The 11486-nt window shown below is 50.7% G+C and carries 12 protein-coding genes; 6 read left to right on the forward strand and 6 right to left on the reverse strand.

Translation table 11 applies throughout. The features are described from left to right. Positions 1–24 precede the first annotated feature (24 nt). Positions 25–1080, reverse strand: a complete 1056-nt coding sequence (locus L4174_RS22560; RefSeq protein WP_248143024.1) for a hypothetical protein — start codon at positions 1078–1080, stop codon at positions 25–27. 311 nt (positions 1081–1391) lie between these two features. Between L4174_RS22560 and L4174_RS22565 the strand changes: the two genes are divergently transcribed. Next, the gene (locus L4174_RS22565) at positions 1392–2150 is read left to right on the forward strand and encodes a hypothetical protein (RefSeq protein ID WP_248143022.1); all 759 of its coding nucleotides are present in this window, start codon (positions 1392–1394) and stop codon (positions 2148–2150) included. A 36-nt stretch (positions 2151–2186) separates the two neighbouring features. Here the strand turns inward: L4174_RS22565 and L4174_RS22570 are convergent, their stop codons facing one another. The 5 genes from L4174_RS22570 to ugpB all read right to left on the reverse strand — a co-directional run bounded on the left by L4174_RS22570 (position 2187) and on the right by ugpB (position 7348). Then, complete coding sequence (locus L4174_RS22570; RefSeq protein WP_248143021.1) at positions 2187–2963, reverse strand: DeoR/GlpR family DNA-binding transcription regulator; 777 nt, start codon at positions 2961–2963, stop codon at positions 2187–2189. Between the two features lie 42 nt (positions 2964–3005). Then, positions 3006–4088, reverse strand: a complete 1083-nt coding sequence (ugpC, locus tag L4174_RS22575) for a sn-glycerol-3-phosphate ABC transporter ATP-binding protein UgpC (protein WP_248143020.1) — start codon at positions 4086–4088, stop codon at positions 3006–3008. 87 nt (positions 4089–4175) lie between these two features. Further along, the gene (gene ugpE, locus L4174_RS22580; RefSeq protein ID WP_371929450.1) at positions 4176–4973 is read right to left on the reverse strand and encodes a sn-glycerol-3-phosphate ABC transporter permease UgpE; all 798 of its coding nucleotides are present in this window, start codon (positions 4971–4973) and stop codon (positions 4176–4178) included. Positions 4974–5089: 116 nt separating this feature from the next. Then, on the reverse strand, positions 5090–5971 hold the full coding sequence (locus L4174_RS22585) for an ABC transporter permease subunit (protein WP_248143019.1): 882 nt from the start codon (positions 5969–5971) through the stop codon (positions 5090–5092). A 69-nt stretch (positions 5972–6040) separates the two neighbouring features. Beyond that, positions 6041–7348, reverse strand: coding sequence for a sn-glycerol-3-phosphate ABC transporter substrate-binding protein UgpB (gene ugpB, locus L4174_RS22590; protein ID WP_248143018.1), 1308 nt, complete (start codon positions 7346–7348; stop codon positions 6041–6043). Positions 7349–7743: 395 nt separating this feature from the next. Here ugpB and L4174_RS22595 point away from each other — a divergent pair, with 395 nt between their 5' ends. The 5 genes from L4174_RS22595 to cpaB all read left to right on the forward strand — a co-directional run bounded on the left by L4174_RS22595 (position 7744) and on the right by cpaB (position 11472). Then, a complete protein-coding gene (locus tag L4174_RS22595; RefSeq protein WP_248143017.1) occupies positions 7744–9018 on the forward strand; it encodes a sensor domain-containing diguanylate cyclase in 1275 nt (424 codons plus the stop codon). Between the two features lie 187 nt (positions 9019–9205). Next, positions 9206–9406 carry a Flp family type IVb pilin gene (locus L4174_RS22600; RefSeq protein ID WP_248143016.1) on the forward strand — a complete coding sequence of 67 codons (201 nt, stop codon included), beginning with the start codon at positions 9206–9208 and terminating at the stop codon, positions 9404–9406. A 76-nt stretch (positions 9407–9482) separates the two neighbouring features. Then, a complete protein-coding gene (locus L4174_RS22605; RefSeq protein WP_248143015.1) occupies positions 9483–9851 on the forward strand; it encodes a prepilin peptidase in 369 nt (122 codons plus the stop codon). After that, positions 9839–10348 (forward strand): TadE/TadG family type IV pilus assembly protein, encoded by a 510-nt coding sequence (locus tag L4174_RS22610; protein WP_248143013.1) that lies wholly within the window; start codon positions 9839–9841, stop codon positions 10346–10348. The genes L4174_RS22605 and L4174_RS22610 overlap by 13 nt, the downstream gene beginning before the upstream one ends. Before the next feature lie 101 nt (positions 10349–10449). Then, complete coding sequence (cpaB, locus tag L4174_RS22615) at positions 10450–11472, forward strand: Flp pilus assembly protein CpaB (protein ID WP_248143011.1); 1023 nt, start codon at positions 10450–10452, stop codon at positions 11470–11472. Positions 11473–11486 lie beyond the last annotated feature (14 nt).

Below are 11486 nucleotides of genomic sequence, written 5' to 3' on the forward strand. Positions count from 1 at the left end.
GAACTGTTGCAGGTTGACGTCTTCTTATTGAGCCGGCTGGGAACCTGATTCGTTGCCATCCTGCCCGGTCCAGGACCACCCCGGATAAAGGATGCCATTCACGGTGGCATTGTTGCCTGAAATAATTGAGTGAGGTTGATTCACTGCTTTCCAGTTCTCTGCCGTGGTGTGTTCTAATTCAAATACCACATTCCCCCAGAGATCATACGGGCCTGTGATTGAGGAATTTTTGAATGCTGCAAAATACGTCTGTCCCCCCATCATTAAATGTCCGACTGAACTTTGTTGATTGATATCCACGGCTGCCTTACTCCAGATCATCAGGGTTTGGATGTGTGTGCCCTGATCCGCCAGAAAATAGCCGTTGCCCGAGACTTGTACCGCTGTAAATTGGTTTGGCGTGCTGGACTGGGCGGAAGAAGTGTCCGTCACATTCAAAGTTAAATCCTGATTCTCTTGCTGAAAATCAGCAAATGAATTTTTCGACACCCGGATATGACTGCCTGACATTCTGGTCAGATAGAGAGTGCTGTTTTCACTGACGGTAAACTGCTCCAAAGGTGTGTCTGTCGAGCTGATGGCATTGGTGGTGATCTGATCCAAAGCGACATTACTATTGGCTTTTACCAGTAAGGCCGGGACGTCAATCGGGACGTTGATATGGACATTTCGTAGTGTGACAACAGCCGACTGAATCACGATGGCACTGGTGTCTTGCGGCTGATCCACCACAATCGACGCTCCGTGAACGGCATCGCCGGAGATGCTGAGATGAGTTTGAGCAATCTTCAATGGCCCACGACATTGGCCGGAGATGGTGAGATTGAGCTGATCGATCGGCCAGAATTTGTTTTCGATGATGTGTTTCAAGGCTTCGGGCCTTTTGGAGCAATCAAGGGTCAGTTTCTTGGCTTTTTTTTCCTTCAGGGCTTTTCCGGTTTGGGTCAGGTTCTGTTCAGAGCTGAAGACGGTATCCTCAAAAACAGGGTTCGCCTGAGCAGTTGATATCAGAATGATGAAGGCGGTACTCACGATTGAGCGGAGAATACGCGGATGCTTCGGTTGGTTAAAATGAGTCATCGGGATTCCTTTCAAAGATGTGGGTGGCTCGTATTCAAAAACAGAAGTATGGATCTGTATTCATATGCTTTGTCAGCATGATTGGGAATGCTTTTTTGCTTCATTCAACAGAGCTTCTGATTATTCCGAGATAAATTTGTCGAATGAATGCTTCTGAGGACGGGCGAGATGTAATGTCGGACACATTTATTCCGCAGGCAGTGATGCATGGTTGCGGGGATATGAATCAGATTTAATCTTTTCGCATGAAAGCCGCCATGCCATTGGGTAATAGAGCGCATGTCAGTTTTACTGTGTCTGGGAGAGTATGTGTGAAAATCAATCAAAATTTGTTGGTCTTGATTGGGAGTCTTTGCATCTTATATGGGATAGATAGCCTTTTGGGGGACAAGCTGGAATTATCTCGTTTTATGATGAATCAATCGCCCTTGATCAGCGCAACGCCACTTGATCAGAATGATTTTCAGATTGTGCACCAACCGGAAAGTGATGCAGAGTATTCTGCCCGGTTGGAAAAAATCGATCGTGTATTCAAAAACTATGATTTGATTCGTGAGCGCCCCTATTTGTACATTGGGGAAGAGAAATCAGTGAAGCAAAGTTCAAAACAGGTAGGCAATCATGTGATGACGGTATCCTGGCCAACCACCCCTTCTTTTTATTCGGCAGTTTATCTGGCCGGAGAAGACAGCGCGTTTGCCGGAGACTACATCTATGTGGATAAAAGTACTGGCCACAGCAAGGTGTATACGCTCCCCGCATCTGATGTGAAGCTTGTCTCTGACTTCCCGGATATGAAAGCAAGAATCAGGTCTCAGAATATCAGGGCCATGGATGATGCTGAACAGCAACTGATTGAGACATTCGCAGAGCGTCTGGTCGCCCGAAAAATATGCCCGAGTGTCCGCTCTGCGGCCAGATATGAAGGGTGGAACATTACGGCATTTTGTGGTGATGGCATGGAATACAAAATGAGCTTACAAGACATTCAGGCGGATGCACCGATCCAAACTCGAATCGTACGGGAATATGCGCAGTTCAAGCGCCCTTCAGGGGGATCTGTCCAATAAAACGAATCTGGTATCTTTCGGTAAAAGGGGCTGCTTTTACACTGTAAATCCGTTTGCCGCCGTCCACAGATGAACCTCATACTGTTTGCAGAGCGCTTCAATGGCCGCATCGGGCTGATCAATGAACATGGCGTCCATTTCATGAAGCTGGCCGCTGATCACCGGCGCATAGCGACCCAGTTTGCTGGTATCGGCAACCAGCCAGCATTGCTCGCTCTGGCTGATGATGGCGCGGGAGAGCGCGGCTTCCTCCGGACTGAAGTCCAGCAGTTCCCCTTGTTGTCCTAGCCCGCCAACGCCAAAGATTCCGTACTGAATCTGAAAGCTGCGGTAAAAGTCAGTGGTCACTTCACCAACCGTATCTTTGTCTTTCGCTCTGAGCATGCCTCCGGCCAGGTGAATGGTGGCGTTAGGGTTGAGGCTGAGTGTCAGGGCTGCCTGAATATTGTTGGTGACCAGCGTGAGGCCCGGATGGTCGAGCAGGGCCTGCGCGACATATTTGGGGGTGGTACCAATGCCGAGAAACAGGCTGCATCCTTCGGGTAAGCAGCTGGCCACCAGCCGTGCAATGGCTTGTTTGGCACCGGAATGCAAGGTGTCACGATTGGCAAATGACAGATTATCCTGGCTGCCGGGCAGCAGAATGCCACCGTGGACCCGACGAACCAGCCCTAACGCATCAAGTTCATTGAAATCTTTACGCAGGGTCTGAACTGAGACCTGAAATTGATCCACCAGGGTGTTGCTGGAAAGCACCCCCGGATGCTGTTGCAGATGGTCGAGAATTGCCTGCTGGCGGGAAGATAGTTTCACTTGAACTCCAGGGCCAGCCTGATGGCTGGCCAACACGCTGACTTAACTGGCGATTGCTTGTGGTGTTGCAGGTAACAGGCGTTGCCCCTGACTGTCGAACAGATGCAGTTTGTCCGGATCGACATAAATTGCCAGCGACTGATGTAAGGCCAGCGGCTGTTCCGGTGTCACTGCCGTGAACATCTGGCCAAGTAACTGACCGTGGACCAGCTGATTCGGACCCAGCGGTTCGACAACCTGAACGTCCAGCTCTAACCGAAGCGGGTGTGTATCGGTTGCCAGACTGAGCTGCTCCGGACGGATCCCGACTTTGATGCTTTGGTCCGGCAGGTGGGCATACGCCGGCAGGCTGTAAATCTGACCGCTGGTCAGAACCAGCTGACCGCCAGAAAGGGTTGCCGGTAACAGGTTGATGGCCGGGCTGCCGATAAAACCGGCGACAAATTCGCTTTGTGGCTGGTGGTAGATTTCGGAAGGGGTACCCACCTGTTCGATGTTGCCTTGATTTAAGACCACAATGCGATCCGCCAGGGTCATGGCTTCGACTTGATCATGGGTGACATATACACTGGTGACCCCGAGTTCGCGCTGCAGTTTCTTGATTTCCAGCCGCATATGGGCGCGCAGGGCGGCATCCAGATTCGACAGCGGTTCGTCGAACAGAAACAGCTTGGGGTCACGAACTATCGCACGTCCCATCGCCACCCGCTGGCGCTGGCCGCCGGACAGTTTGGCGGGTTTCCGGTCGAGGTAATCTTCAATTTTCAGCGTGTTTGCCACGCGGCGGATTTTGCTGTCAATCAGGCTTTTCTCGACCCCCCGGTTTTTCAGGCCGTAGGCCAGATTGTCGTAAACCGTCATGTGCGGATAGAGCGCATAGTTCTGGAATACCATCGCGATATCCCGTGCGGCCGGTTTGATCGGATCGACCCGGCGACCGTCGAGTTCAATACTGCCGCTGGTGATGGCTTCCAGCCCGGCAATGGAACGCAGAATGGAGGATTTTCCGCAGCCGGACGGCCCGACCAGCACGATAAACTCACCGGCCTTCACATCCAGGTTGATCCCTTTGACTGCCTGATGGCCGTTCTCGTAAGTTTTGATTAATTGATTCAGTTTCAGCATGCTTTTCTCGTGCTCATATCTTGTGAACATGTCTTGTGATCATGTTTTTCGTGATTTGGCAGGGCAGGAGACACTGTCTCCCGCCGGTTATTTCTCGGATTCCACCAGCCCTTTGACGAACCAGCGCTGGAAAATGACAACCACCAGTACCGGGGGCAGCATGGCAAGGATGGCCATGGCGAAGGCGTAGTCGTAACGCGGCTGGCGGGACTCGGTAATGTTGCTCAGGATCTGTTTGATCCCCATGACGATGGTGTTGTAGGCCTCATCCGTGGTGATCATGATCGGCCACAGATACTGGTTCCAGCCCACCACAAACATGATGATGAAAATGGCTGCCATCATGGTTTTAGACAGGGGCAGCAGAATGTCTACCAGAAAACGCCAGGGACCGGCATTGTCGAGCTGGGCGGCTTCCAGCAGTTCATCCGGGATTGTTTTGAAAAACTGACGGAAGAAAAATGTTGCGGTTGCAGAAGCAATCAGCGGCAGAATCAGTCCGGTATAGGAGTTCAGTATGCCAAGGTTCGCCACCACTTCATAAGACGGAATAATCCGGACTTCCAGCGGCAGTAACAGGGTGATGAAGATCAGCCCGAACCAGAGGCTGGCATAAGGCAGCCGGAAAAAAACCAGTGCGTAGGCTGCCAGCATGGAGATGATAATTTTACCGATGGCAAACCCCAGTCCCATGATCATGGAGTTCATAATCATGGTGCTGGCATTGACGTCCTGGCTGAATCCGATACTGCTTTGCCAGGCTTCCTGATAGACAGAGAGAAAGCGGTCTCCCGGCAGCCATTGCAGACCATCACTGATGATGGTGTTCGGATCGTGGGTTGAACTGGCGAAGATTAGCCAGACCGGCACCAGCATGAACGCCATGCCGGCCAGCAGGATCAGGTGATCCAGCCATTGACTGCGGTGCAGGGAAACCGAACGATTCTCGTGTTGTTTCTTTGTCGGAATTGCCGGAATCCGGCTTGTCTGAGTCGTGTGCATCAGTAATGTACCTTTCGTTCTATGACACGGAACTGGAAGTAAGTCAGTGCTAACACCAGCAGCAACAGGACGACGGACTGGGCTGAGCTGCCGCCTAAGTCGGCGCCGATGAAACCATCCTGAAAGACTTTGTAGACCATGGTGGTGGTACTGCCACCTGGGCCGCCTGAGGTCATGGTGTCGATGATGCCGAAGGTGTCGAAGAAGGCATAAGTCAGATTGATCACCAGCAGGAAGAAACCGGTGGGTGCCAGCAATGGGAACGTAATGGTCCAGAACCGGCGCCGGTCGGACGGGCAGTCCAGCTCCGCAGCCTCGCGGACGGAATGCGAGATTGACTGCAGGCCCGCCAGAAAGTAGACGAAATTCACGGATACCTGCTTCCAGACCGAAACAATGATCAAGGCGAAGGTGGCATCAAATGCACTGGTCTGGTAACTGAAATCCCAGCCAAAAATTGCGAACATGTCGGTAAAGGTGCCGAAGTGCGGGTTAAACAGAAAACTACCCATGATACCGGCGACTGCGGGAGCGACTGCGTAAACCCAGGTCAGTGTCACTTTGTAACCGCTCTGCCCGCGTCGGATGTTGTTGGCTTTCACGGCCAGCAAGAGTGCCAGGGCCAGTGACAGCAGGGCAACGGTGAATGAAAACAGCAGCGTAAATCCGATGGATTTCAGGTATTCCGATGAGCTGAACAGCATCTGGTAGTTTTCGAACCCGATGAAGGTACTGGACAGTCCCCAGGGATCTTCCAGCATGAACGACAGATATACCGCCTGCGCAGCCGGATAGAAAAAGAAGATGGTAATGATCATGATCTGGGGAGCCAGCATCAGATACGGCACACCCGAGTGATGGAATTGTTGTCGGCGTTCCACGGTCGTCTCGATGAAGGTGAAGAAATCAGTACACAGCGCGGTCAGTCACCGCGCTGCGGGGAGGGCACGTTATTTCACGGTGCGGGCAAAACGTTTCAGCAGCACCTGACTTTCTTTTTCAACTTTGTCGAAACTGTCTTCGACGGTGCTGGTGCCCGCGAAAATGTTGTCGAACTCGCGGTGCATGATTTGCTGAATCTGCGGGTAGAAACCTAAACGGTAGCCTCTGGTCCAGTCGCCACCAGGCAGGCTGAGCTGTTTCACGCCGATTTCGGCATCCGGCTGCTTCTTGTAATAGCCCGATGCTTTGGCCTGCTCGTAAGCGGCTTCAGTGACCGGTACATAGCCTGTCGCTTCGTGCCAGAACACCTGAGTGTCGGCTTTGGTCAGATAATGGAAGAAGCTGGCGACGCCTTTTTCTTCCGCTTTGCTGTGTCCGTTCAGGGCGAACAGGGCGGCACCGCCAATGAAAGTACGGCCGGCATTGTGATTGAGGGAATCCCAGTAGGGCAGATAGGTAGTTCCCAGGTTGAACTTCACGCGGTTACGCAGGCCGCCGAAAGAACCGGAAGAACCCATCCACATGGCCACTTCCTGGCGCTCAAACGGGGTCTGGTTAGCATCCCAGTCTGAACCGTAATATTTGTAATAGCCTTTGTCTTCCCACTCTTTGAGTTTGTGGAAATGCATGCGCATGTCCGGCGTGTTGAACATCAGCTTGGTCGCCGGACCTTCATAGCCGTTGTTTCTGTCGGCCAGCGGCAGGTTATGACGGGACTTGAAGTTTTCAAACATAATCCAGGGGGTCAGCGACTGAGAGAAACCGGCATAGCCTTTGTCTTTCAGCCTGGCAGCAACCTTTTCCAGATCTTCATAGGTCTTGGGCGGCTGAACGCCGACTTTATTCAGAATGTCTTTGTTGTAGTACAGCACCGGGGTCGAGCTGTTGAAAGGCATGCCAATCATCTTGCCCTGATTATCGGCGTAAAAGTTGCGTACCCCGGCGATGTAATCCTTGCTGTTAAAGTCGTATCCGGCACTGACAAGAATATCCTGGACGGGTTTGGCGACGCCCGGCGCGTTCATGATGGTGGCGGCACCCACATCTGCGACCTGCAGGATATTCGGCGCTTCTCCGGCGCGGAAGGCGGCGATCCCTGCAGTCAGGGTTTCAACGTAAGTACCTTTGTAAACCGGTACGATTTTGTATTCATCCTGTGAGGCATTGTACTCCTTCGCCAGATGGTTCACGGTCTCGCCAAGTTCTCCGCCCATGGCATGCCACCAGGTAATTTCGGTCGTTGCCCATGCTGAGCCGGCAAAACTGGCACCTGCAACGGCCATGACCAGTGCGCGCACAGTCTTTAACTTATTCATGCTGTTTCCCTGTTAATCAGTGTGAATGGAAGCTTACTCGGGTATCTCTGGGTTTCGTTCGAAAGTCAGTTGCTTTCGTTGACTGTATAGTGAGTGAGCTTTATTGCAGAGATGTTGATGGCAGATGTCAGTTTGATGACGCGTGAAAAGCTTTTGAATTGACGAAGTTTTCTCGGTCTGCCTGTCCTCCGGAAAAGTGATACCTATCTGGCATAAATGAAATTCTAATCACGCTATTTTGGAAATCATCAACAGCTTGAACTAGGTTAGATTTACCGCCAGCAGGAAAATCTGATTGCCCATCGAGTGAAAGCGGCCGGAAAGAGCCGATTAAGCGTGATGTGTCTGGATCCCTGCGAAATAGCATCAGATACAAATGGAAGTGTACGACGATCATGAAGTTGTTGAAGTTGAATCTGGAATCCTTCTTTGATCAGGTTGGCAGCCTTGCTGGCCTCAAGGATTCATGGCTGGAGGTGTTCTCACTTCACGTATCATTCCCTGTCATCTGGCTGGTCCTGGCCGTGCTGGTTCTGGCGTCTTTGGGCTTGTCTGTGATCAGTCTCGTCTGGAAACAAAGATACCGTCGTTCCCGTATTCATCGTGAGCTTGCGCGTGCCAACCAGAGAATGAGTCTGGCGACGTCTGTGGCCGGGATTGGCGTCTGGGAGTGGGATGTCAGCAATGACACGCTTCAGTGGAGTCCCTATCTTTATGATCTTTACGGCATTCGTGTCGGCAGCCGGTTGTCGCTGAAAGACTGGATTATCCGGCTGAAAGACGGCGACGATGAGAAAGTCTTCCGGCTCAAGCAGCTGGCCGGCAAAAATAAACAGCAGACTTTACTCATTGATATGATCGATCCGATAGACGGTCAGCCCCGAGTACTGGAGCTGGTGGTACAGGGACTCATCAATGATGCATCCCGCTTAATCGGAACGCAGCGCGATATTTCTGATGTGATCGAACGACAGCGCAAAATGGAACAGGCTGCGCTGCAGGATAAACTGACGGGTTTACCAAATACTCGTGCTCTGAACCGGGTGCTGAAAGCGGCTTTTTCTGCCCCGGACATGAGCAACAAAGTTTTTGGCCTGATGTTTATCGATCTCGATGGCTTCAAACAGGTCAACGACACGCTGGGGCACGATGTGGGCGATGCCTTGCTGCTTCATGCGTCAAAACGAATGCGGGGTTGTTTGCGGGTTGAAGACGAAGTCTTCCGGCTGGGCGGTGATGAGTTTGTGGTTTGGGTGCCGCTGGGCGAGTACGCAGTCAAAATCAATCAGATCAGCAAAGAGAAGATTTTTGAGGATGAGCCGGACAGACGGGCGCCCCTGATTCTCCCCTGGGGAGATCACGATGAAGAGCTGACTTACCGGATGGAGGCCATTGCAGAGAAACTGCTGCATACGCTGACAGAACCCTTCAACTTCGGAGAAAACCAGTGTCGGGTGTCGGCCAGTATCGGGATTGCCCGTTATCCGTTTAACGCGAAAGATGCACAGACTTTACTGAAGCTGGCCGATTCGGCGATGTATCAGGCGAAACGTAAAGGAAAGCGCCAGTTTGCCCATTATGATCCCCAGTTGGACGAGATCAGTCAGAGTGCAGACAGACTGAACTTGGTGGTCGATCTGCAGGCGAAACGGGCCGTTGGACTCAAATGAATCGTCAAAAAGATGACGATCTGATGGTTTTAAGTGCCCCGGATGATAAAAAAGCACGACTTATGAAAAAAAAGTCCTACCAAAACAGATATTTTTTTCACAGATTTTTTTTTAGATTCTAAAATTTGAGACAGAGAGACGTAAAAATTGCGGCCACGCAATGGTGAATTGAAGAGAGGGAATTCACATGAAATATATGACTTTGGGTTGGATTCATGTCAGTAACTTTATTCATCGGCTGATTCATGAAGAAAAAGGGGCATCTGCAATCGAATATGTATTAATTGCTGCGGTGGTTGCTGGGGCCATAATAGCACTAGATTTACCAGGGGTAATATCTCAAGCCGGTACTAAATTATCTACAACTGTGAGTAGTGCTAGTCAGTAGTTCTGGTTAATTTATCGTTAGAGTATGTGGTTTGATATTACAAAGCATATTAGTTATTTTACTTATATTGTGCTCAGTGCAAGATTTAAAGGAGCATCGTGTTCATAATTTCTTGGTTGTTTTATTCATTTTTGGCGTTTTGTTTTTTTTACTGAGCAAGGTTGATATTCAACTCGCAGATTGGAGAATAACGAACTTAGTTTCATTTTTTTTCGTGTGCTTCCTGACTTTTCCTTTCTTTTATAAAGGACTGTTCGGTGCCGCAGATGTGAAAATATTACTGGCTTTATCCGTGATCAGCTCGTTTGATGTTATGCTGAACATCCTGCTTTATAGTTTTCTCTGCTTCGCTGTATTCTGGTGGCTGTTTGCACGGGACCAGAAAGAAGCCCCCTTTGTACCAAGTTTATTGGTTGGAGTGGTGGTGTCGCTATGGATTGTGTAAAGAACAGAGCCAGAAAAACAAAGCAACATCAACAAGGTGCCGCAGCATTAGAAGCGATTCTGCTGACACCTTTAATCCTCATGATTCTTTATGCCATTGCACAATACAGCCTGATATTTGTTTCGGTTCAGATGTTTAATTACGCAGCGGAAGAATCACTGAGAAGCAGTATTTCTTATGTCGACTCAAACTGCTACTACGGCGGGTCCTGTGATACTGCAACCCTGAAGTCACAAATAGAACAGTCTGCGAAAGAAGTGGTTCAACGCTATACCGATGCGGATTCTGGATTAGGTCAATTATTTGGTCAAAGTCTGGATACGACCTGGGCTGAAAATGATACGACTGTTTCATTATTCAATGTGGATGTAACCGAGCCGGGAAATGTTTGCTGTAAAGTCACCATCACCTATAACTATAAAAAATATCCTTTCTTACCGTCTTTTGGCCTGCCAGTTCCGGATGAGCTGAAATCAACGGCAACACTGAGCCTGTAATTCTGAAAGGAAGCTGTATTTCGGCGCCAATGTTGTTTCAGTTCGGAATCAGTTGTTTTAGTTCGGATTCAGTTATGTCAGTCAGTTACAGTGAGGGAAACATGCAAGGACGCACATTAAAAATTGCTGCCGCCGTGTTGTTAGTGCTGGCATTACTCATTGGATGGTATGGCGTCAGTCTGAGCGGTCGTTCTTCGACCCAGACCGCTGCTTCGGTAACGAAGGTCGACAAACCTGCGGTCACGGTGTGGACTTTTGCCCGGGATGTTCCGCAGAACGCAGTCCTGCACGAGGACATGCTGGTTGCAACGGCGGTGACGGATGCAACGGCACTGGACATTCGTGAGATCACCCCGTTTCTCGGCCGGCAGCTGAAACTGCCTGTTGTTCAAGGCGCCCGTCTCCAGTCAGCTTTATTGCAGGGGCACCTGCCGGTTGCCCAGTCTCTGCCGCAGGGGTATCGCGCGATTGCCATTCAGGCAAGTGAGCTGACTGCTGTTGGCGGCCATCTTCATCCGGGTTACCGGGTGGATGTGATTTTTTTGCTGCGCGCGAATAAAGAGTCCGGAATCAACAGTACCGCACGCCGGATCCTCAGCAACGTTGAAGTGCTGGCAGTCGGAGATGAGCTGAGTTTTGACGGGAAAAAGCCCGACAAAAAAACTTCCGTGAATGATAAGGCCAGAACTGTCGTTCTAGCCGTCCCTGCTAGCGATACACCGCAGTTACTGCTGGCAGAAAATACAGGTCAGCTGCGTCTTGCTGTGGTCGGTACCCAGGATCAGGCCATCCCTGTCGTGGCATCAGAAACTTCTGAAAGCCAGATTGCACACTCCCCGGTTCCTGTGCTGGGACCCAAAGTCAGTGTCTCTTCTCAGAAAACAGCCAGTATCACACCCGTGATTCCCACTGCGCTATTCACCGCGCCCAGCCATTCGACAGTCCGGGAAGTTGAAACCGGGAAACCGGATGACAGCTATGTTATTTCGCTGAAAACATTGGGCGGATACCGGGAAGCTGAAGTGGAAGTCAAGAAACCGGCGCCTGTGAAATACCGTTATGCAGCTCCCCGGGTAGAAATCTATCAGGGAGAAAACCGAACGCTGGTTCGCACCAGTCACTGACAGGGAGAAAGTGA

The sequence above is a fragment of the Photobacterium sp. CCB-ST2H9 genome (assembly GCF_023151555.2).
GTDB lineage: Bacteria > Pseudomonadota > Gammaproteobacteria > Enterobacterales > Vibrionaceae > Photobacterium.

Bases quoted from the DNA above. Each gene is read 5' to 3' on its own strand.
- L4174_RS22610 (WP_248143013.1), top strand. From the start codon at position 9,839: ATGGATTGTGTAAAGAACAGAGCCAGAAAAACAAAGCAACATCAACAA.
- ugpB (WP_248143018.1), bottom strand. From the start codon at position 7,348: ATGAATAAGTTAAAGACTGTGCGCGCACTGGTCATGGCCGTTGCAGGT.
- ugpE (WP_371929450.1), bottom strand. From the start codon at position 4,973: ATGGCGTTCATGCTGGTGCCGGTCTGGCTAATCTTCGCCAGTTCAACC.
- L4174_RS22560 (WP_248143024.1), bottom strand. From the start codon at position 1,080: ATGACTCATTTTAACCAACCGAAGCATCCGCGTATTCTCCGCTCAATC.
- ugpC (WP_248143020.1), bottom strand. From the start codon at position 4,088: ATGCTGAAACTGAATCAATTAATCAAAACTTACGAGAACGGCCATCAG.
- L4174_RS22595 (WP_248143017.1), top strand. From the start codon at position 7,744: ATGAAGTTGTTGAAGTTGAATCTGGAATCCTTCTTTGATCAGGTTGGC.
- L4174_RS22600 (WP_248143016.1), top strand. From the start codon at position 9,206: ATGAAATATATGACTTTGGGTTGGATTCATGTCAGTAACTTTATTCAT.
- cpaB (WP_248143011.1), top strand. From the start codon at position 10,450: ATGCAAGGACGCACATTAAAAATTGCTGCCGCCGTGTTGTTAGTGCTG.